At 74.8% G+C, this 20765-nt stretch carries 24 protein-coding genes; 23 read left to right on the plus strand and 1 reads right to left on the minus strand.

What is annotated here, in order from left to right; genetic code table 11:
- The first annotated feature begins 24 nt into the window (after positions 1-24).
- From murC to GA0070610_RS06955, 15 genes are all read left to right on the plus strand, one after another.
- Entirely contained in the window at positions 25-1569 is a 1545-nt protein-coding gene (gene murC / locus GA0070610_RS06885) for a UDP-N-acetylmuramate--L-alanine ligase (protein ID WP_088999240.1), read from the plus strand.
- Positions 1566-2381 (plus strand): cell division protein FtsQ/DivIB, encoded by an 816-nt coding sequence (locus tag GA0070610_RS06890; RefSeq protein ID WP_088999241.1) that lies wholly within the window; start codon positions 1566-1568, stop codon positions 2379-2381. The genes murC and GA0070610_RS06890 overlap by 4 nt, the downstream gene beginning before the upstream one ends.
- 246 nt (positions 2382-2627) lie before the next feature.
- Positions 2628-3743, plus strand: coding sequence for a cell division protein FtsZ (gene ftsZ / locus GA0070610_RS06895; RefSeq protein ID WP_088999242.1), 1116 nt, complete (start codon positions 2628-2630; stop codon positions 3741-3743).
- Between the two features lie 9 nt (positions 3744-3752).
- The gene (locus tag GA0070610_RS06900; RefSeq protein WP_088999243.1) at positions 3753-4499 is read left to right on the plus strand and encodes a YggS family pyridoxal phosphate-dependent enzyme; all 747 of its coding nucleotides are present in this window, start codon (positions 3753-3755) and stop codon (positions 4497-4499) included.
- A 190-nt stretch (positions 4500-4689) separates the two neighbouring features.
- Complete coding sequence (locus GA0070610_RS06905) at positions 4690-5385, plus strand: cell division protein SepF (protein ID WP_088999244.1); 696 nt, start codon at positions 4690-4692, stop codon at positions 5383-5385.
- Between the two features lie 30 nt (positions 5386-5415).
- Complete coding sequence (locus GA0070610_RS06910; RefSeq protein WP_088999245.1) at positions 5416-5721, plus strand: YggT family protein; 306 nt, start codon at positions 5416-5418, stop codon at positions 5719-5721.
- A 44-nt stretch (positions 5722-5765) separates the two neighbouring features.
- On the plus strand, positions 5766-6575 hold the full coding sequence (locus GA0070610_RS06915) for a DivIVA domain-containing protein (RefSeq protein WP_088999246.1): 810 nt from the start codon (positions 5766-5768) through the stop codon (positions 6573-6575).
- A 73-nt stretch (positions 6576-6648) separates the two neighbouring features.
- Positions 6649-7269 carry a hypothetical protein gene (locus tag GA0070610_RS06920; protein WP_088999247.1) on the plus strand — a complete coding sequence of 207 codons (621 nt, stop codon included), beginning with the start codon at positions 6649-6651 and terminating at the stop codon, positions 7267-7269.
- 18 nt (positions 7270-7287) lie between these two features.
- Positions 7288-7587: a DUF167 domain-containing protein gene (locus GA0070610_RS06925; protein WP_088999248.1), complete on the plus strand. Its 300-nt coding sequence runs from the start codon at positions 7288-7290 to the stop codon at positions 7585-7587.
- Between the two features lie 22 nt (positions 7588-7609).
- The gene (locus tag GA0070610_RS06930) at positions 7610-9109 is read left to right on the plus strand and encodes a potassium/proton antiporter (protein ID WP_089003332.1); all 1500 of its coding nucleotides are present in this window, start codon (positions 7610-7612) and stop codon (positions 9107-9109) included.
- A gap of 221 nt (positions 9110-9330) precedes the next feature.
- The gene (locus tag GA0070610_RS06935) at positions 9331-9750 is read left to right on the plus strand and encodes a TraR/DksA family transcriptional regulator (protein WP_088999249.1); all 420 of its coding nucleotides are present in this window, start codon (positions 9331-9333) and stop codon (positions 9748-9750) included.
- Positions 9751-9816: 66 nt separating this feature from the next.
- Complete coding sequence (lspA, locus tag GA0070610_RS06940) at positions 9817-10452, plus strand: signal peptidase II (RefSeq protein ID WP_088999250.1); 636 nt, start codon at positions 9817-9819, stop codon at positions 10450-10452.
- Entirely contained in the window at positions 10449-11393 is a 945-nt protein-coding gene (locus GA0070610_RS06945) for an RluA family pseudouridine synthase (protein WP_088999251.1), read from the plus strand. The genes lspA and GA0070610_RS06945 overlap by 4 nt, the downstream gene beginning before the upstream one ends.
- 247 nt (positions 11394-11640) lie before the next feature.
- Positions 11641-13371 carry an AAA family ATPase gene (locus GA0070610_RS06950; RefSeq protein ID WP_088999252.1) on the plus strand — a complete coding sequence of 577 codons (1731 nt, stop codon included), beginning with the start codon at positions 11641-11643 and terminating at the stop codon, positions 13369-13371.
- A 56-nt stretch (positions 13372-13427) separates the two neighbouring features.
- Positions 13428-14351 (plus strand): DUF2567 domain-containing protein, encoded by a 924-nt coding sequence (locus tag GA0070610_RS06955; protein ID WP_331716504.1) that lies wholly within the window; start codon positions 13428-13430, stop codon positions 14349-14351.
- On the opposite strand, the gene GA0070610_RS06960 is transcribed toward GA0070610_RS06955, so the two are convergent.
- Positions 14266-14967, minus strand: a complete 702-nt coding sequence (locus tag GA0070610_RS06960) for an LON peptidase substrate-binding domain-containing protein (RefSeq protein ID WP_088999253.1) — start codon at positions 14965-14967, stop codon at positions 14266-14268. The two genes, GA0070610_RS06955 and GA0070610_RS06960, sit on opposite strands and share 86 nt — an antisense overlap.
- Before the next feature lie 107 nt (positions 14968-15074).
- On the opposite strand from GA0070610_RS06960, the gene hisD reads away from it, so the two are divergent.
- The 8 genes from hisD (at position 15075) to GA0070610_RS06995 (ending at position 20718) form a co-directional block, all read left to right on the plus strand.
- On the plus strand, positions 15075-16397 hold the full coding sequence (gene hisD / locus GA0070610_RS06965; protein ID WP_088999254.1) for a histidinol dehydrogenase: 1323 nt from the start codon (positions 15075-15077) through the stop codon (positions 16395-16397).
- A gap of 55 nt (positions 16398-16452) precedes the next feature.
- A complete protein-coding gene (locus GA0070610_RS06970) occupies positions 16453-17523 on the plus strand; it encodes a histidinol-phosphate transaminase (RefSeq protein WP_088999255.1) in 1071 nt (356 codons plus the stop codon).
- 55 nt (positions 17524-17578) lie between these two features.
- On the plus strand, positions 17579-18190 hold the full coding sequence (hisB, locus tag GA0070610_RS06975) for an imidazoleglycerol-phosphate dehydratase HisB (RefSeq protein ID WP_088999256.1): 612 nt from the start codon (positions 17579-17581) through the stop codon (positions 18188-18190).
- 61 nt (positions 18191-18251) lie between these two features.
- On the plus strand, positions 18252-18425 hold the full coding sequence (locus GA0070610_RS30850; protein WP_172896430.1) for a hypothetical protein: 174 nt from the start codon (positions 18252-18254) through the stop codon (positions 18423-18425).
- A gap of 55 nt (positions 18426-18480) precedes the next feature.
- The gene (hisH, locus tag GA0070610_RS06980) at positions 18481-19113 is read left to right on the plus strand and encodes an imidazole glycerol phosphate synthase subunit HisH (RefSeq protein WP_088999257.1); all 633 of its coding nucleotides are present in this window, start codon (positions 18481-18483) and stop codon (positions 19111-19113) included.
- Positions 19114-19263: 150 nt separating this feature from the next.
- Positions 19264-19587, plus strand: coding sequence for a hypothetical protein (locus GA0070610_RS06985; RefSeq protein WP_088999258.1), 324 nt, complete (start codon positions 19264-19266; stop codon positions 19585-19587).
- Positions 19588-19606: 19 nt separating this feature from the next.
- Positions 19607-20332, plus strand: coding sequence for a bifunctional 1-(5-phosphoribosyl)-5-((5-phosphoribosylamino)methylideneamino)imidazole-4-carboxamide isomerase/phosphoribosylanthranilate isomerase PriA (priA, locus tag GA0070610_RS06990; RefSeq protein WP_088999259.1), 726 nt, complete (start codon positions 19607-19609; stop codon positions 20330-20332).
- The gene (locus GA0070610_RS06995) at positions 20329-20718 is read left to right on the plus strand and encodes a RidA family protein (RefSeq protein ID WP_088999260.1); all 390 of its coding nucleotides are present in this window, start codon (positions 20329-20331) and stop codon (positions 20716-20718) included. The genes priA and GA0070610_RS06995 overlap by 4 nt, the downstream gene beginning before the upstream one ends.
- The last annotated feature ends 47 nt before the right edge of the window (positions 20719-20765 follow it).

The following is a 20765-nucleotide window of genomic DNA, read 5'->3' on the forward strand; positions in this document are numbered from 1 at the left end:
CGCCGCGACGGGAAGGTACGCGTCATGAACACCGCACAGTTCACCCCGGCCGGCACGCTCACCGCCGAGGACCTGGGCACGATCCACCTCATCGGGGTCGGCGGGGTCGGCATGAGCGGGCTGGCCCGGCTCTTCCTCACCCGGGGCATCAGGGTCTCCGGCAGCGAGCTGCGGGAGTGGCCCTCCCTGGCCGGCATGCGCGCCCTCGGCGGCACGATCCACATGAGCCACGAGGCGTCCAACCTCGACGGCGTCGACACGGTCGTCTACTCCTCGGCGATCCCACAGGACCACCTGGAGATGGTGGAGGCGCGCCGGCGCGGCCTGCGCGTGCTGCACCGCTCCGAGGCGCTGGCCGCCGCGATGACCGGCCGCCGGACGGTGGCGGTCGCGGGCACCCACGGCAAGACCACCACCACGTCGATGGTCACGATGGTGCTCCAGCAGGCGGGGCAGGACCCGTCCTTCGTCATCGGCGGGGAGATCTCCGAGGTCGGCTCGGGCGCCCACCACGGCACCGGCGAGTACTTCGTGGTCGAGGCGGACGAGAGCGACCGCTCCTTCCTGATCTACCGCCCGTACGTGTCGATCATCACCAACGTCGAGGCCGACCACCTGAACACCTACGGTGACCTCGCCACGCTGGAGGCGGCCTTCGCCGAGTTCGCCCGGCTCACCGACCCGGACGGCTTCATCATCACCTGCGCCGACGACCCGGGCGGCCGGCGGCTGGCCGAGACGCTGCGCGCGGAGGGCCGCCGGGTGCACACCTACGGCGAGGCGCCCGACGCCGACCTGCGGCTGACCGACATCGCCTCGTCGGCCCGGGGGGTGCGCTACATCGCCAGCATCGACGGGCGCTCGCTCGGCGAGTTCCGGCTGCCGGTGCCCGGACGGCACATGGGGCTCAACAGCGCCTCGGCCGTGCTGACCGCGTACCTGCTGGGGCTGCCGCTGGAGGCGGCCGAGGGCGCGCTCGCGGCGTTCCCCGGCGTGCGGCGGCGCTTCGAGCGCAAGGGCGTCGCGGACGACGTGCTGGTCTACGACGAGTACGCCTACCACCCGACCTCGATGACGCTGGCGTTGCAGACGCTGCGCGAGGTGGCCGGTGACGGCCGGGTGATCGTGGTCTTCCAGCCCTACCGGCTCTACCGCACCCGCGACCTCCAGGCGGAGATCGCCGAGTCGTTGGCGATCGCCGACGAGCTGGTGCTGCTGGAGGTCTTCGGCCCGGGCGAGCTGCGCGAGCCGGGGGAGGGGTCGGCGGCGCTGATCGAGGCCGTGCCGCTGCCGGTGGAGCGGAAGGTCTTCGTGGACTCGTGGGAGGCCGCGCCGGTGGAGGTGGCCCGGCGGGCCCGCCCCGGCGACGTGGTGGTGACCATGGGCGCCCCGCCCATCTCGCTGATGGGGGACCAGCTGCTGGCCGCGCTGTCGGCGCGTACCGCCGATCCGGCGGCGCCGGCGGGGACGACGCCCGGCGGCGACGCGGGCGGGACGACGAGCATCGGTGGCACCGTCCCCGGCGCCGGCGGCGCGGTCCCGGACGGCGCGGCGCCCGCGGCCGGATGAGTCCCGGCCCGGCGCGGGGGCGCACCACGGGCGCGGACGGCGGCGGCCGGCGCGGGCCGCAGCGGCGGTGGCAGTTGGTCCGGGCCGGCAGCGACGCGGTGCCCGCCTCGACCCGCCGGTTCATGGCCCGGGCCCGGCAGCGTCGGATGCGCGCGGCGCTGCCGTGGGCGGTCGCCGCGGGCGTGCTCGCGGTGGCCGGGCTGGTCGCCTGGACCGTGCTCGGCACCGGCCTGTTCGGGGTGCGTGAGGTTCGCGTCGAGGGCGCCGAGCTGGTCACCACCGTGCAGGTCCGCGACGCGGTCGCGGTGCCCGACGGCGCCCCGCTGGCCCGGGTGGACCTGGCCGCCACGGCGCGGCGGGTCGGCGGGCTGCCGGCGGTGCAGCGGGCCGTCGTGACGCGCGACTGGCCGGACACGCTGGTGGTGCGGGTGACCGAGCGCACCGGCGTGGCGGCGGTGCCGCGCGGCGAGCAGTTCGTGGTCATCGACCGGGCGGGCGTGGTGTTCCGGACGGTGCCCCGGGCGCCGGACGGCCTGCCGCTGGTCCGGCTCGCCGAGCCGGGGCCGGACGACGGGCCGACCCGGGCGGCGCTGGAGGTGCTCGGCGCGCTCACCCCGCAGCTGCGCGCCGAGCTGGTGGACGTGACCGTCGAGGGGCTGGCCCGGATCACGCTGCGGCTACGTGGCGACCGGGTGGTGGTCTGGGGGGACGCGACCCGGGGCGCGGACAAGGCCCGGGTGGCCAGCGCGCTGCTCGACCGGAAGGCCGACACCATCGACGTCAGCGCGCCCGACGTGGTGACCCTGAGGTGACCCGCCGCTCAACCGGCGACGTGACCCGCCCCGCTAAGGCGGCGACACGCCGAGCGGGTCCTTGGCTCATCGCGTGAGGGCGCTTACGTTGCCCCGAAGGGGATCAGTGGTTGACATAACAGTAAGCCTCTAGTAGAGGGTGAGGGTTTGACCCTGATCCTCGCTGGAGACAGCTCTCGTCGGCCGCTGGTCTGGCCAGGCCTTACCCGGTCGGCCCATGCCAATCTCGAAGGGAAAGGACCGGAGATGACACCTCCGCACAACTACCTGGCGGTCATCAAGGTCGTCGGCATCGGTGGCGGCGGCGTCAACGCCGTCAACCGGATGATCGAGGTTGGGCTCAAGGGCGTCGAGTTCATCGCGATCAACACCGACGCGCAGGCGCTGCTCATGAGCGACGCCGACGTGAAGCTCGACGTCGGTCGCGAGCTGACCCGCGGGCTCGGCGCCGGCGCCAACCCCGACGTCGGCAAGAACGCCGCGGAGGACCACCGCGACGAGATCGAGGAGGTCCTCAAGGGCGCCGACATGGTCTTCGTGACCTGCGGCGAGGGCGGCGGCACCGGCACCGGCGGCGCGCCCGTGGTGGCGAACATCGCCCGCAAGCTCGGCGCGCTGACCATCGGCGTGGTGACCCGGCCGTTCTCGTTCGAGGGCAAGCGCCGTCAGGTGCAGGCGGAGTCCGGAATAGACGAGCTGCGCAACCAGTGCGACACGCTCATCGTCATCCCCAACGACCGGCTGCTGGCGCTCGGCGACCGCAACATCAGCATGATGGACGCGTTCCGCACCGCCGACCAGGTGCTGCTCTCCGGTGTCCAGGGCATCACCGACCTGATCACCACGCCGGGTCTGATCAACCTGGACTTCGCCGACGTCAAGAGCGTGATGAGCGGCGCGGGCAGCGCGCTCATGGGCATCGGCAGCGCGCGCGGCGAGAACCGTGCCGTCGAGGCGGCCGAGGCGGCCATCTCCAGCCCGCTGCTCGAGCAGAGCATGGACGGCGCGCGCGGCGTGCTGCTCTCCATCGCCGGCGGGTCGGACCTGGGCCTGTTCGAGATCAACGACGCGGCCCAGCTCGTCACCGACGCGGCCCACCCGGACGCCAACATCATCTTCGGCGCCGTCATCGACGACGCCCTCGGCGACGAGGTGCGGGTCACCGTCATCGCAGCGGGCTTCGACGGGGGCGCACCGGCGTACAAGGCGGCCGAGCCGCCCCGCAAGAGCAACCAGAACCAGCCGGCACAGCCGAGCACCCCGGTCGCGCCGCCGGCCACCATGCCGGCCCCGCAGCAGTCGCCCCGCCGGGTGCTCTTCGACGACGTCGACGTGCCCGACTTCCTCAAGAACGGTTCCTGAGTACCGCCGATGACCGACAGCCCAGCCACGGTGCGCCCGGACCGGCGCGCCGAGATCGCGGCCGGCCTGGCCCGCGTACGGTCCCGGATCGTGGGCGCCTGCGCCGACGCGGGACGGGACGAGTCCGAGGTCACCATGATCGCGGTGACCAAGACCTACCCGGCCGGGGACGTGGTGGCCCTGGCCGGGCTCGGCGTGACCGACGTGGGGGAGAACCGCGACCAGGAGGCGTCCGCCAAGGCGGCCGAGGTGGCGGCTGCCGGGGTGACGCCCCGGTGGCACTTCATCGGGCAGTTGCAGCGCAACAAGGCCCGCTCGGTGGTCCGCTACGCCGACGTCGTGCACTCGGTCGACAGTGTCCGCCTGGCGCGGGCGCTCGACGCGGCGTCGGCGTCGGCGCGCGACCGGCCGCTGGAGGTGCTGGTCCAGGTCAGCATCGACGGGGACGCGGCCCGGGGCGGGGCGCTGCCGGGCTCGGCCGACCCGGGCGCCGGGCTCGACGCGGTGGCCGGGGCGGTCGCCGGCGCGGAGGCCCTGAGGCTGGCCGGCCTGATGGCTGTGGCGCCGCTGGGCTGGGAGCCGGAGCGGGCGTTCGCCCGACTGGCCGAGGTGGCCGCCGCGTTCCGGGCGCTCCACCCGGGAGCCACCGCGCTCTCCGCCGGGATGAGCGGCGACCTGGAAATCGCGATCCGGTATGGCGCGACACATGTCCGCGTCGGCAGCGCGTTGCTCGGAATGCGTCCCACGCTGCGGTAGCCTGACCGCGGGAAGCAAATTACATCTGTGTTGTTTGAGGGATCGGCGTCCCGTTGTCGGGGGTCGTGGCACGCGACGCGAATCGCGTGCCAGAGGATTGCCGATCCGCTCCAGTGGGCAAGTGGTCCACTCGCGACAAGCGACACGGGTACGGGGGCGCGTGCCGCACGGCGGACGGGAAGGGCGCGGGATGGGTGCACTGCGCAAGGCGGGGGTCTGGCTCGGTCTGGTCGAAGAGGACGACGAGCGGGCCTACGACGACGGTGGCTACGACAAGGGCGGCTACCGCGACTCGCGTTACCGGCAGAGCCGGTACTCGGAGGAGTTCGCCGACGACGACGAGGACGACTCCGAGGAGCCGCCGGCGCCCCGGTCCCGGCTCGCCGACCGTGGCCGGCTCTCGGAGCGCGCCGCAGCGCGGGCGGCCGATGCCGAGCGGGGCGACCCCGACCGGCCGGAGCGGGCCGAGCGCTCCAGCGTCCGCTCCATCACCCGGCCGTCGGCGGGCGACACCTCGGGCGCGTTGACCTACCACACCCGCGACAACCTGGCGTTGGCGCCGCAGGCGCAGCCCCGGGAGCGCGCGGTGATGGCGGAGGAGGAGCAGCGCTACCAGATCACCACGCTGCACCCCACGACGTACCGGGAGGCGCGCACCATCGGTGAGCACTTCCGCGACGGCGTCCCGGTGATCATCAACCTCACCGAGATGGACGAGGCGGACGCGCGTCGACTTGTCGACTTCGCCGCCGGCCTCGCGTTCGGGCTGCGGGGTACGATCGAGCGCGTGACCAATCGGGTGTTCCTGCTCTCACCGGCCAATGTCCAGGTCACCGCGGAGGACAAGGCCAAGATCGCCGAGGGCGGCTTCTTCAGCCTGAGCTAGCCCCGCCCGACCCGAGGGACGTCGCCTGCCGTGTTGTCGATCGTGCTGCAAGTGCTGTACCTGGTGCTCTACTTCTTCCTGCTCGTCCTGCTGGCCCGGTTCGTCCTGAGCGCCGTGCTCCAGTACGGCCGCCGCTGGCAGCCGGGGCGTGGGGCATCGGTAGGGCTGGAAATCGTGTGGAGCGTCACTGATCCCCCTCTCAACGCGTTGAGGCGTGTGATCCCTCCGTTGCGAATTGGTACCGTGAGCATCGACCTGGCCTCACTTGTGCTCCTGGTTATCCTGTTCGTGCTGATGGAGTTCGTGTTGAGGCGGTCGATCATCGGCACCGTCTGATGAGCGACGCGCTTTCGCGGCCGCAACTGACCCGAGGAGTTTCGATGCCGCTGACCCCGGCCGACGTCCACAACGTCGCCTTCAAAAAGCCGCCGATCGGCAAGCGGGGCTACGACGAGGAGGAGGTCGACGCTTTCCTCGACGAGGTCGAGCGTGAGCTTGCCCGTCTCATCGAGGAGAACAACGAGCTGCGCGCCCAGGTGGAGCGCGGCGGCCGTGGTGGGGCCCCCGCCGGCCCCGGCGGCGACGCCCGTCTCGCGGCGGAGCTCAACGACGTCAAGGCCCAGCTCGACCGGGTGCAGCGCGACAAGGCGGCGGCCGAGCAGGCCGCCCGCGCGATGCAGGCCGAGCTGGAGCAGGTCCGCTCCGCCGGCGGTCCGGCCGTCGGCGGCGCCGACGGCGAGCAGCAGGCGCTGCGGGTGCTGATGATGGCCCAGCGCACGGCCGACGACCACGTCTCCGACGCCCGTCGCGAGGCCGACCAGCTGCTCTCCGAGGCCCGTTCCAAGGCCGAGGAGGTCACCCGCGAGGCCCGCGCCAAGGCCGACGCCCTGGAGCGCGACGCCCGCCAGCGGCACCAGGAGGCCATGGGCGGCCTGGACGCCAAGCGCACCGCCCTGCAGAAGCACATCGAGGAGCTCAAGCAGTTCGAGCGCGAGTACCGCACCCGGCTCAAGGCCTACCTGGAGAGCCAGCTGCGTGACCTCGACGGTCGCGGCCAGGGCCTGGAGGTCGAGATGACCCGCGGTGGTGAGGGCACCCGTGCCGCCGGCAGCGGCAACGGGCTGGCTGCCGCCGGTCTCGCCGGCTCCTACGGTGGCGGTCGCTCCGGCGCCCTCGAAGCCGGTCGCTGAACCATCGGTCGGCGACCGTCGTCCTGACGGTCGCCGACCTCGCCTCATCAGCACGACGCGGCGGGGGTGAGCCGTGATAGTCGCCAGTCTCCTGCTCATCCTCGTCGCGGTGGTGCTGCTGGTGCTCGGCCTGGCCGGTGGCTCCAGCGTTCTCCTGACCATCTCCATCGCGGCCAGCCTGCTGGCCGCCGTCGCGCTGGTCGCGGGCGCCCGCCAGGCGGCCGTGAACCGGGCGGCGGCGGATCCCGGCGGGCCGGGATGGCGGCCCCGTCAGGCGACCCGCCCGGCCGAGCCGGCCTCCGCCGGCGGGCGGTCGGCGGATCCGGAGATCCCCGTCCAGCACGTTCCTCCGACGGTCGGCCCCGACGGCACCGGGTGGCGGCAACCGCCCGAGCCGCCGGTGGTCAACGGCGACGTCCCGGCCGCCCCGCCCGGGGTCGGCCCGGCCGTGCCGTACGACGACGAGCCGCCCGCGCAGGACGTCACACCGGTCGAGGCCGCCCGGGTGGCCCGCCTCGACGCCGAGGTGCGGGTGGTCGACGGGCGGCCCCGCTACCACCTGTCCGACTGCGCCTACCTGGCAGGTCGGGAGCACGAGCCGCTCCCCGTCGCCGAGGCCGTCGAGCTCGGCTTCACCCCCTGCTCCCGCTGCGCGCCCGACACGACCCTGCTCGCCGACGCCGGTCGGTTCTGAGCGGGGCGACGGTTGTCGATGGATGCCACGCTGACCGTCGCGGTCCGGGTGAAGCCCGGCTCCGCCCGGGCCCGCGTCGGCGGCCGCTTCGACGGGCCCCACGGGCCCGCTCTCGTGATCGCCGTGAACGCCCCGGCCGTCGACGGGCGGGCCACCGAGGCGGCCCGCCGCGCCCTGGCCGGCGCGCTGGGCGTACGGCCGGCGATGGTGTCGCTGCGCGCCGGCGCGGCCAGCCGCGACAAGCTCTTCCTGGTCGAGGGCCCCGCCCCGGAACTGACGGAGGCGCTGCGCCGGCTGCGTGACGGGGCCGCCGGGTGACCGACGCCGGGGCCGGACGGCGGTGACGCCGGGGCTGGATCTCGCGCTCCTGCTCGGCGCGGCCGTCCTGCTGGTCGCGGTCGGCGCGGTCCGTCTCTCGACCCGCCTCGGGGTGCCGAGCCTCCTGGCCTACCTCGCCCTCGGGGTGGCGATCGGGGAGGCGGGGCTGGGCATCCGCTTCGACGACGCCGAGCTGACCCGCACCCTGGGCTTCTGCGCGCTCATCGTGATCATCGCCGAGGGCGGGCTGACCGCCCGGTGGAGCACCCTGCGCCCGGTGCTGGGGCTGGCCGCCCTGCTCTCCACGGTCGGGGTGGTGGTCAGCATCCTGGTCGTCGGCCTGGTCGTGCACCTGCTGCTGGGGCTCGACTGGCGGCTGGCGCTGCTCTACGGCGCCGTGCTCTCCTCCACCGACGCGGCGGCGGTCTTCGCCACGCTGCGCCGGCTGCGGCTGCCGCCCCGCCTGGTGGCCACCCTGGAGGCGGAGTCGGGGATGAACGACGCCCCGGTCGTGCTGCTGGTGGTGCTGCTCTCGCGGGAGGGGGTCGCCCACCCGTGGTGGTACGAGATCTCCCTGGTCAGCTACGAGTTGGGCGTCGGCGCGGCGGTCGGTGCCGCGGCCGGCGTCGGCGGGCGGTGGGCCCTGCGGCGGGCGGCCTTGCCGTCGGCGGGGCTCTACCCGATCGCGGCCGTCGGGCTGACCGTGTTCGCCTACGCCGCCGGGGCGGTGCTGCACGCCTCCGGTTTCCTCGCCGTCTACGTGGCGGGCGTGATCCTCGGCAACGCCCGGCTGCCGCACCGGCAGGCGATCCTCGGCTTCGCTGACGGGCTGGCGTGGCTGGCCCAGATCGGCCTGTTCGTGCTGCTCGGACTGCTCGTCTCGCCGGGCCGGCTGGGTTCGGCGGTGCTGCCGGCCGTGGTCGTCGGGCTGGCGCTGGTGCTGCTGGCCCGGCCGCTGTCGGTGGCGGCGTCCGCGCTGCCGTTCCGGTTCGGCCTGCGTGAGCAGGCGTTCCTGTCCTGGGCCGGGCTGCGCGGGGCGGTGCCGATCGTGCTCGCCACGATCCCGCTGTCGGAGCGGGTGCCCGGCGCCGACCGGCTCTTCGACGCGGTCTTCGTCCTGGTGGTGATCTTCACGCTGTTGCAGACCGGGACGTTGGGCCCGGTGGCCCGCCGGCTGCGGGTGACCGCGCCGGCCGAGGCGACCGAGATCCGGGTGGAGACGGCGCCGCTGGAGCGGATGGGCGCGGATCTGCTCCAACTGGAGGTGCCGCCCGGGTCCCGGCTGGCCGGGGTGCACGTCGACGAGTTGCGGCTGCCGCTGGGTGCCTCGGTGACGCTGGTGCTGCGCGACGGGGCGGGCGTCGTGCCCGGCCCGGACTTCCGGCTGAAGACCGGCGACAGCATGTTGATCGTGGCCACTGCAGGGGTGCGCGACGAGGCGGAGCGGCGCCTGCGGGCGGTCAGCCGGCGGGGGCGGCTGGCCCGCTGGTTTGGCGAGTACGGCCGGGGCCGCGACGCCTGATCTGCTAGCGTTCCTTTTGCCCGGTTAGGGATGACTAGGGGCCGAACGCCGGTGCGTCGGAGCGGCACGTTGTCGTGCGCCTGTACGTTCCGTATTCTTGCGAATCTCCGGAGTGCGCGGCCCCGTCGCCGCGCGCCCCTTTTGTACCTGGGGGCGCCGATGCCGGCGGCCCCTGTCCAGGTGCCGCGGACCGCCGCGGTTCCGCGGCCGAGGGAGCGACGATGGCGAAGCCAGCCGACACCAGGACCGCCGGCCGGAAGCCGGTGGCGAAGGCCACCCGCACCGCTGCGGAGACCGAGAAGATCCGGGCGGCCCTGGCGGCGCGGCGTGACGAGTTGCGCGCCGAGTACGATCAGACGCTGAGCGAGATCACCGAGCTGCAGCGCGACCGGCTGACCGACTCGGCCGGGGACGACCAGGCCGACACCGGGACCAAGACGTTCGAGCGTGAGCAGGAGATCTCACTCGCCAACAGCATCCTGGAACGGATCACGCAGGTCGAGCGGGCGCTGGAGCGGCTCGACGAGGGTGGCTACGGCTGGTGCGAGCGGTGCGGCAACCCCATCCCGGTGGAGCGGCTCGCCGCCTTCCCGTCGGCCACCCTCTGCGTGACGTGCAAGCAGCTGGAGGAGCGGCGCTGAGGCCCGCTCCCCGGCGGCCATGGGAGGCGGCGCGGACGCGTCGCCGCGAGCGTCGATGGGGAGCAGATGTCCGAAGCACCGTCCGCCGGGTCCGGCGGCGCTGAGCCGGGTGCCGGCAGCGTCGAGTCGAGGGCCGGCGCGCCCCACCGCCGGCCCGTCGCGATCCTGTTCGGTCTCGCGCTGACCGTGCTCGCCGCCGACGCCCTCACCAAGCACCTCGCTCTGGACGCCCTGGAGGACCGGGAGCCGGTCAGACTGCTCGGCGGTGCGGTCTACCTCAGCCTCACCCGCAACAGCGGCGCGGCGTGGAGCATCGGCGCGGATCACACCTGGGTCTTCCCGCTGATCACCCTCGGGGTGGTCGGTTGGATCGTCTGGATGGCGCTGCGCCTGCGCTCGCTGCCCTGGGCGATCTCGCTGGGCCTCGTGCTGGGCGGGGCGCTGGGCAACTTCGTCGACCGGGTCTTCCGCGCCCCGGGCTGGTTCGTGGGGCACGTGGTCGACATGGTCAGCGTCTTCGCCCCGTACGGCCGGGTGTTCCCCGTGTTCAACCTGGCCGACAGCGCCTTGGTCTGCGGCGTGCTGCTCGCCCTCCTGCTGGAGCTGACGGGCCGGCAGCGCGACGGCAGCCGGATCGGCCACGGCGAGCCCACCGACGAGGCGGCGGCCCAGGCCGACGCCGGGCAGCGGGAGCGGGCATGACCGCCGCCTTCGTCGCCGGCGGCGACCACCGTTCCCTGCCCGTTCCCGACGGCCTCGACGGCCAGCGGCTCGACCAGGCCGTCTCGCGGCTGTTCGGGCTGTCCCGCACCGCCGCCGCGGCCCTGATCGACGCCGGCGACGCGCTGGTCGACGGCGTCGCCCGGCCCAACTCCCACCGGGTGAAGGCCGGCTCCTGGCTGGAGGTGACCCTGCCCGCGCCGGTCGCCCCGCCCACCGTGGTGCCGCAGGCGGTGCCCGGGCTGCGGGTCGTGTACGCCGACGACGACATCGTGGCGGTGGACAAGCCCGTCGGCGTGGCGGCCCACCCGAGCCCCGGCTGGACCGGCCCGACGGTGATCGGTGCGCTGGCTGCCGTGGGGCACCGCATCTCGACCAGCGGCGCCGCCGAGCGGCAGGGCGTGGTGCACCGGCTCGACGTGGGCACCACGGGGATCATGGTGGTGGCGAAGAGCGAGCAGGCGTACACCGCCCTGAAGCGCGCGTTCAAGTACCGCGAGGTGGAGAAGCGCTACCACGCGGTCGTGCAGGGGCACCTCGACCCGCTGCGGGGCACCATCGACGCCCCGATCGACCGGCACCCCACCCACGACTACCGCTGGGCGGTGGTCTCCGGCGGCAAGCCGAGCATCACCCACTACGACACCGTCGAGGCGTTCCCGGCGGCGAGCCTGGTCGACGTGCGGTTGGAGACCGGGCGTACGCACCAGATCCGGGTGCACTTCTCCACGCTGCGGCACCCGTGCGTGGGTGACCTCACCTACGGCGCCGACCCGACCCTGTCCGCCCGGCTCGGACTGAGCAGGCAGTGGCTGCACGCCCGGTCGTTGAGCTTCCTGCATCCCCGCACCGGGGACGAGGTGCACTTCGAAAGCGACTACCCTGACGACCTGGACCGCGCGCTCGGGATCCTCCGCGACTGAGCGTCGGTGGGCGAAACGTCGGAACCCGCACCCGACGTGACGGCTGCGCCACCGGGCTCGACCGGGCGGGCGCCCACGCGACGCCGCCGGTGGAGCTGACCACCTCGGCAGACGCCGGCACCGGCGGCGCGCCGGGGCCGGCGCCGTGACGACAGGAGGAACCGGAGGTGCGTAGACGGGTGTGGTCCGAATAGGGTTTCGTTCGTAGCCTGTCAGACGGGTATCGATGGCGCTGGGAGGGCGGGCCGTGGAGGGCAGCGAGACCGGCTGGGGGCGGCCGGCCGAACCAGCACCGCGGTGGCGGGCGCTGCTCGACCGGGCCCGGCACGGCGGTCGCGCGGCCGAGCAGGCGGAGGCCGACCGACACGCCGATCCGCCGCCCCTGCCGCCGGAGCCGCTGCCCCGCCGCTCGTCGGGCAACGGCTACGCGGCGCGGGTGCCGGCCATCGGGCGGGCGCCCGAGCCGCCGTACGCGCCGGAGCCCGGCCCGCCGCCCTACGGCGCGGAGTACGGCCGTCCGGTCGACGCGGGCTACCGGGCCGAAGCTACCTACCGGGTGGAGCCGGCCTACCGGGTGGACCCCGCCGAGCCCGCCTACCGGGTGGAGCCGGAGTACCCGCCGGAGCCCGCCTACCGCTCCGAGCCGATCGAGCCGTCCTACCGGTCCGAGCCGGTCGAGCCCGTCTACCGCTCCGAGCCGATCGAGCCGTCCTACCGGTCCGAGCCGGTCGAGCCCGTCTACCGCTCCGAGCCGATCGAGCCGTCCTACCGGTCGGAACCGGTCGAGCCCGTCTACCGTGCGGATCCGATCGAGCCGTCCTACCGCGCCGAGCCCGACTACCCGGCCGAGCCGGCGTACCGGGTCCCGGCCCAGGCTCCGCCGCCTCGCGTCGAGTCCGAGCCGCGCCACGGCCCGGGGCCGGCCGAGTCGCGCTACGCCCTGCTGGACAACGGCTACCGGCACGAGCCGCCCCCGGCCCGGTCCCGCTACGCGGTGCTCGACAACGGCTACCGCTCCCAGGCGCCGCCACCCCCGCCACCCCCGCCACCCCCGCCGGCCACGCCGCCCCCGCCCCCACCGGCCACGCCGCCCCCGCCCCCCGCCGCGCCGGTGGCCGCCGACCTGGGCTACCCGGCGCGCGTCGAGTGGCGCCCACGCGGCACGGAGAACGAGCTGGAGCGCGCCGCCGGGGTGCTCCGCCGTGACCTGGGCACCCCCCGGGTGCTCGCGTTCGCCAACCCGAAGGGCGGCGTGCACAAGACCACCGCCACCGTGCTGGCCGCCGCGACCGTCGGCAGCGTACGCGGGCGCGGCGTGCTGGCCTGGGACGACAACGAGCTGCGCGGCACGCTCGGGCTGCGCGCCGGCAGCGCCCGGCACGCCCGCACCATCCGGCACCTGGTCAGCGATCTCGCACACGTCGAGATCAAGGAGGGTCCCGAGCTGCTGGAGCACCTGGACGACTACCTGCGGCACGCCTCCGACGGCTCGTACGACGTGCTGGCCGGCGAGGAGAGCCCGCGCTTCGCCCAGCGCCTCGACCAGTTCACCGTCCGGCGGGTGCTGGAGCTGCTGCGGCGCACCCACGACGTGGTCTGCGTGGACACGGGCAACAACGTGGAGAGCGCCAACTGGCGCACCATCATGCAGGCGGCTGACCAGCTCGTGGTGACCACGGTGCCGCGTGAGGACGCCGCGTTCAGTGCCGACTGGATGCTGGACCTGCTGCACGAGGTGGGGATGGGGGAGCTGGCCGACAACGCGGTCACCCTGATCTCCTGCCCCACCCCGGGCCGCTCGCCGTTGCAGGACGACCTGGAGCGGCACTTCGCCACCCGCACCCGGGCCGTGGCCGTGGTGCCGTACGACCCGGCGCTGGAGACCGGCTCCTCGATCGAGTACCACCAGCTCCAGCAGGAGACCCGGCAGGCGTGGCTGAAGGCCGCCGCCGTGATGCTGGAGCCGTTCGCCCGGTGAGCGGGTGTGCCGCCACCGGCCGCCCACGCCGCCCACCGGCCTGAGAGGATCACCGGGTGAGCGCGGACACCCCCGAACCCGACCGGACCGACCGCCGGCCCGACGAGCCGGGGGCGCCGGCCGCCTGGGCGGAACCCGACCCGCCGGCCCGCGTCGGTCCCGCCGACCCGTACGCCGCCCGGGAGCCCGCCCCGCCGCGCGACCCGGCGACCGGCGTGCCGCCGTACGCCCCGACCGGTGACCCGTGGCACGCGCCGCCGCACGACGGGCCCGTGGGGTACGCGCCCGCCAACACCGACCTCGGGTACGCCGCCGGCTATTCGCCCGTGCCGGTGGAGCCGGACCTGCCGCGCGGGCGGGCGGTGCGCCTCGCCCTGCTGGCGGCGCTCGTCGCCAGCGTGCTGGGGGTGCCGCTCGGGCTGCTCTGGGCGGCGCTCGCGCCGGACACGCCGGTGCTCAAGGTCGCCGACGGGGCGATCTACGCCGAGCCGCAGCCGGAGCAGCCGGTCGCCGCCGACGGCTGGTTCAGCCTGCTGGGGCTGGGCTTCGGGGTGCTCGTCGCGCTTGCGCTGTGGTTCCTGCTGCGCCGGGTACGGGGGCCGGTCGGCCTGCTCGCCGCCGTGTTCGGCGCGTTCGGCGCGGGATTGACCGCCTGGCAGGTCGGCCGGCGGGTGGGGCTGGCCGGCTACGAGCGGCTGCTGGAGAGCGCGCCGGTGGGACGGGCCTTCGACAAACCGGCCGACCTGCGGGCCGGCGGGATCGACTGGGTGCTCGGCGTGCTGCCGGTGCCGCACGGCAACCTGCTGCTGCCCGCGTTCGGCGCCGCCGTGGCGTACACCCTGCTGGCCGGCTGGTCGCGCTGGCCGTCGCTGCGCCCGGAGCGCGAGCCCGACGTCAGTTGGGGGTCGGCGGGGACGCCAGCTCCGCCAGCGGCACCGGAACCGCCCGCACCTGGCGCAGCAGCGCCGCCTCACGGTTGAGCAGGCGCAGCTCCGCGCGTAGCCGGGCGGCGGTGTCGTCGATGGCGAGCAGCCGCTGCCGGTCCGCCACGGTCAGTACGGCCGTCGCGGCCACCAGGTGCGACAGCACCGTCGGGTCCTCCGGCAGCTGCTCGGAGAGCCCCTCGTCGTCGGCGCGGATCAGGCCCAGGTACTGCCGGAAGACCGAGATCACCCGAGCGGCGAGCAGGTCGGCGACCTCGTCGGGACCGCCCGGCTCGGGCAGCCACTCGACGTCGGCGGTGAGGTAGGGCTCGGCGTCCCGGTCGACGTCGGCGACGCGGAACCGGCGCTTGCCCACCGTGACGATGTCGAAGCCGCCGTCGGGGCGCTCGGTGACCTGCCGCAGCTCGGCGGTGCAGCCCACCTCGTGCAGGGTGACGTCGCCGCCGGGCAGCGGCTGGCCGTCCGGCCCGGTCGGGGCGACCTCCCAGCCGGCGCGGATGGCCACCACGCCGAACTCGCGCGGGGCGTCCTCGGGCAGCGAGAGCAGGTGCCGGACCAGGGCGCGGTAGCGCTCCTCGAATATGTGCAGCGGCAGCACCAGACCGGGAAAGAGGACCGTTCCGAGCGGGAACACCGGCAGCCGCGCAGTCACGTCGTCGAGCGTAGCCCGATCCCGGCGCGACGGCGTGTCCCGGCTCACCGTCCCGGCGTACGGGCGGCGCCGGTCGCCGTCCGGACGGGCCGCCTAGACTCGCAAGGGTGTTGAACCGGATCGACCTGCGCGGCGGCGTTCGCGACCCGCGCCGTCTGCTGCCCCGTGCCCAACTCGACGTCTCCGTGGCCGTCGAGCGGATCCGCCCTCTCGTGGAGGCGGTCCGGGAGCATGGTTACCCGGCGATCCGGGAGGCCAGTGAGCGCTTCGACGGGGTCTCGCCCGAGGTGCTGCGGGTGCCCGCCGAGGCGATCGCCGAGGCGGAGGGCACCCTCGACGCGGGGGTGCGCGCCGCGCTGCTGGAGTCCATCACCCGGGCCCGCAAGGTGCACGCCGACCAGCGCCGCACCGACCACACCACGCAGGTGGTGCCGGGCGGCACGGTGACCGAGCGCTGGGTGCCGGTCGACCGGGTCGGCCTCTACGTCCCCGGCGGCCTGGCGATGTATCCGTCGACCGTGGTGATGAACGTGGTGCCGGCCCAGGCGGCCGGGGTGCGCTCGCTGGTGGTGGCGAGCCCACCGCAGCAGGACAACGGTGGCCTGCCCGACGCCCGGGTGCTCGCCGCCTGCGCCCTGCTCGGCGTCGACGAGGTCTACGCCGTCGGCGGCGCCCAGGCCGTGGCGATGCTCGCGTACGGCACCGCGGTCGACGCCGAGGGCAGCGCCCACTGCGACCCGGTCGACATGATCACCGGTCCGGGCAACATCTGGGTCACCGCCGCCAAGCGGCTGCTGCGCGGCGTCGTCGGCATCGACGCCGAGGCCGGCCCCACCGAGATCGCCATCCTGGCCGACGACACCGCCGACCCGGCGCACGTCGCGGCCGACCTGATCAGCCAGGCCGAGCACGACCCGCTCGCGGCCAGCGTGCTGGTGACCTGTTCGGTCGAGCTGGTCGAGGCCGTCGAGCGGGAGCTGGCCCGGCAGGTGCCGGCCACCAAGCACGCCGAGCGGGTCACCACCGCGCTCACCGGCGAGCAGAGCGGCGTCGTCCTGGTCGACGACCTCGACGCCGGGCTGCGGGTGGTCGACGCGTACGCGGCCGAGCACCTGGAGATCCAGACCCGCGACGCCCGCGAGTGGGCGCTGCGGGTGCGCAACGCCGGGGCGATCTTCGTCGGCGCCTGGTCGCCGGTGTCGCTCGGCGACTACTGCGCCGGCTCCAACCACGTGCTGCCCACCGGCGGCTGCGCCCGGCACTCCTCCGGCCTGTCGGTGCAGTCCTTCCTGCGCGGCATCCACCTGGTCGAATACACGCAGGAGGCGCTGCGCGAGGTGGCCCCGCACGTGGTCACCCTCGCCGGCGTCGAGGACCTGCCGGCGCACGGGCAGGCGGTCAGCGTGCGTTTCCCGGGGGCCGCGTCGTGAGCGGGCCCGACCCCCGCCGGCCGCAGGCCGGCGTCGGGCGGAACGGGGTGGCCGCGTGACGACCCTCGACGACCTGCCGATCCGCGACGACCTGCGCGGGCTGTCGCCGTACGGGGCGCCGCAGCTCGACGTGCCGGTGCGGCTGAACACCAACGAGAACTCCCACCCGGTGCCCGAGCCGGTGGTGGACGCGATCGGCAAGGCCCTCGCGGCGGAGCTGCGCGACCTCAACCGCTACCCGGACCGCGACGCCGTGGCGCTGCGCGCCGACCTGGCCGGCTACCTGGGCCACGGGCTCACCGTCGAGCAGGTGTGGGCCGCCAACGGCTCCAACGAGATCCAGCAGCAGTTGCTCCAGGCGTTCGGCGGGCCGGGGCGCAGCGCGCTCGGCTTCGTCCCCGCGTACTCGATGCACCCGCTGCTGGCGCTGGGCACCGGCACCCGGTGGGTGCCGGCCCGGCGGGGCGTCGACTTCGGGCTGACCGCCGACGAGGCGGTCGCCCAGGTCCGCGAGCACACCCCGGACGTGGTCTTCCTCTGCTCGCCGAACAACCCGACCGGCACCGCCCTCGACCCGGCGGTGGTTGCCGCGGTGCTCGACGTCGCGCCGGGCATGGTGGTCGTCGACGAGGCGTACGCCGAGTTCGCCCGGCCCGGCACGGTCAGCGCCCTCGCCGTGCTGCCGGGGCACCCGCGGCTGGTGGTGACCCGGACGATGAGCAAGGCGTTCGGGTTCGCCGGCGGCCGGCTGGGCTACCTGGCCGCCGATCCGGCCGTGGTGGCGGCGGTGCAGCTGGTCCGGCTGCCGTACCACCTCTCGGCGCTCACCCAGGCCGCGGCCCGGGCGGCGCTGGCGCACCGCGACGCCCTGCTCGGCACGGTGGCCGCGATCTGCGCGCAGCGTGACCGGATCGTGACGCGGCTGCGCGAGCGGGGGCTGCGGGTGGCCGACAGCGACGCCAACTTCGTACTGTTCGAGGTCGGGGGCGACCAGGCCGTCGCCTGGCGCACCCTGCTGGAGCACGGCGTGCTGGTACGCGACGTCGGCCTGCCGGGCTGGCTGCGCGTCACCGCCGGCACCGCCGCCGAGACCGACGCCTTCCTCGCCGCCATGGAGAAGATCTAGTGGGAGCGCGAGGAGCGAGCTTGCGAGCCCCGCAGTCGCGACCGAAAGGCAAGCAATGAGCCGGACCGCCCGCGTGGAGCGGATCACCAAGGAGACGAAGGTCCTCGTCGAGATCGACCTCGACGGCACCGGCCGCGCCGAGATCGGCACCGGCGTCGGCTTCTACGACCACATGCTGCACCAGATCGCCCGACACGGCGGCTTCGACCTGACCGTGCGCACCGTGGGCGACCTGGAGATCGACGCCCACCACACGATGGAGGACACCGCGCTGGCCCTGGGCGCCGCGTTCGACCAGGCGCTGGGGGACAAGGCCGGCATCCGGCGGTACGGCTCGGCCACCGTCCCGATGGACGAGGTCCTCGTCCGGGCCGCGGTCGACCTGTCCGGCCGCCCGTACGTGGTGCACGACGAGCCGGCGCTGGCGCCGTACATCGGGCCGGTCTACCCGACCAGCATGACCCGGCACATCTGGGAGTCCTTCGGTCAGGCGGCCCGGATCACCCTGCACGTCGACGTGCTGCGGGCGGCCCGCCCCGGCGGCCACCCGGACGCCCACCACGTGGTGGAGGCGCAGTTCAAGGCGGTCTCCCGCGCGCTGCGCGAGGCCACGGCGATTGACCCGCGCGCGGCGGGCGCCATCCCCAGCACGAAGGGGGCCCTGTGAGCGTGAGCGCGAGGAACGCTGCGCAGCGGAGTCCCGCAGTCGCGAGCGGAAGGCGGTTCTGATGGGCGGGGTGTTGCCGTCGTTGCTGCTGATCCTGGCCGGCGTGCTGGTCGGCGGGGTGTGGTCGCTGCACAGGCAGGGCGCGCCGCGCGGGGCCGTGGTGGTCACCGCGCTGCTGGCCGTGCTGGCGACGGCCGCCGGCGTGCTCTGGATGCTGCCGGGGGAGGGCACGTGAGCGCGCGGATCGTCCGACGGCGTCGCGGCGCCGCCGACCGGAGGGTGGTGACGGCGTGAGCCGCGTGGTGGTGCTCGACTACGGGTCGGGCAACCTGCGCTCGGCGGAGCGGGCCCTGGCCCGGGCCGGCGCGGACGTGACGGTGACCGACGACCTGTCCGCCGCCGCCGAGGCGGACGGGCTGGTGGTGCCTGGTGTGGGCGCGTTCGCCGCCTGCATGGCCGGGATCGAGGCCCTCGGCGCCGGCCCGGTGATCGCCGAGCGCGTCGCCGCCGGCCGGCCGGTGCTGGGCATCTGCGTGGGCATGCAGGTGCTCTTCGAGCACGGCGACGAGCACGGGGTGGTCACGAAGGGCCTCGGGCTGTTGCCCGGCGGGGTGACCAGGCTGGCGGCCGCCCGGCTGCCGCACATGGGCTGGAACACGGTCGCGGCACCGGCGGGTTCGGTGCTCTTCGCCGGCCTGCCCGCCGACAGCCGGTTCTACTTCGTGCACTCGTACGGGGTGGGGGACCCGGGCGCGCTGGTGGAGGCCGGCGCCACGGTCACCACCGCCCACCACGAGACGGACTTCGTGGCGGCCGTGGAGCGGGGCCCGCTCTGCGCCGCGCAGTTCCACCCGGAGAAGTCCGCCGACACCGGTGCCGCGCTGCTGCGTAACTGGCTCGCCACGCTCCCCACCGGTGACTGAGCGCCGCCCCGCTGCGGCGGGCCCGCTCCGGCCCGCCGCCGGCCGTCCCTCCGCCCGCCCACGGTCGACCGGATTGCCGCGCCGCGTGTCCGGCGGCGTCCGGCAGTTCCAGGCGGGCGTCGGGCCAGACCTGCGCCGGCGGGGCACGACGTGAGCAAGGAGCGGGCCCGGCGCCGGGCGGCCCGGGAGGCGGAGGCCGCCCGGCAGCGGGTCGTCCGTGAGCGGCGGGTGGCCCGGCGGTCGCGACGCCGGGCGCTGCTGCGCCGGATGACGCCGTCGTTGCGCCGGGGGCGGACGGGCCGGCTGCCCCGGCACAGCCGCGGCGAACGCGCCGCCATCGTGCTGCTGACCCTGGCGGCGATGATGCTGATCTGGACGTTCGTCGACGACCTGGCGCTGCGGATCGCGCTGGTCGTGCTGTTGCTGCTCGTACTGCCGGCGATCGTGGTGATCGCCCTGGACCGTCGCACTTGATATTTCGAGGAGAAATACCGTGAGCCTCACCCTGTTGCCCGCCGTGGACGTCGCCGACGGCCAGGCCGTCCGACTCGTGCAGGGCGCCGCCGGCAGCGAGACGACGTACGGCGACCCGCTGGAGGCCGCGCTGGCCTGGCAGCGGGACGGCGCCGAGTGGATCCACCTGGTCGACCTCGACGCCGCCTTCGGTCGGGGCTCCAACGCGCACCTGCTGGCCGAGGTGGTGCGGCAGCTCGACGTGAAGGTGGAGCTGTCCGGCGGCATCCGCGACGACGAGTCGTTGCACGCCGCGCTCGGCACCGGCGCCGCCCGGGTCAACATCGGCACCGCCGCCCTGGAGGACCCCGTCTGGTGCGACCGGGTGTGCGGGGAGTACGGCGACCGGGTGGCGATCGGGCTGGACGTGCGGGGCCGTACCCTCTCGGCCCGGGGCTGGACCCGCGACGGCGGCGACCTGTTCGAGGTGCTGGAGCGGTTGGACAAGGCGGGCGCGACGCGCTACGTCGTCACGGACATCACCAAGGACGGCACAATGCGCGGGCCGAACCTGGACCTGCTGCGCGAGGTCTGCGCCCGCACCGACGCCCCGGTGATCGCCTCCGGCGGCGTCTCCACCCTGGACGACCTGCGGGCGCTGGCCACCCTGGAGCCGATCGGGGTCGAGGGCGTGATCGCCGGCAAGGCCCTGTACGCGGGCGCCTTCACGGTGGCGCAGGCGCTGGAAACCCTGGCGACGGCGTGACCGTCACGCGGCTCGGCTCGGGCGGCCCGTGGGAGTCGGTGTACGGCTACTGCCGGGTGGTCCGGGCTGGCGACCTGGCCTGGACGGCCGGCTGCACCTCCACGGTGGACGGCGCGGTCACCCACGTCGGCGACGCGGCGGCGCAGACCGCCCAGGCGCTGCGGATCGGGCTGGACGCGTTGGCCGAGGTGGGCGCGGAGCCCGGCGACGTGGTGCGCACCAGGATGTACGTGACGGACCGCACGTACGCCGACGAGGTCGGCCGGGCGCACAACGCGGTCTTCGGCGCGGTCCGTCCGGCGGCCACGATGGTGGTGGTGGCCGGTCTGCTCCACCCGGACCACCTGGTGGAGGTGGAGTTGGAGGCGTTTCTCGGCGACCGCTGAGCCGGCGGGCGCGGCGGTGGCGGCGGTGCAGTCGCGGCCCGCCGTGG

The sequence above is a fragment of the Micromonospora echinofusca genome (assembly GCF_900091445.1).
In the GTDB taxonomy this organism is placed as follows: domain Bacteria; phylum Actinomycetota; class Actinomycetes; order Mycobacteriales; family Micromonosporaceae; genus Micromonospora; species Micromonospora echinofusca.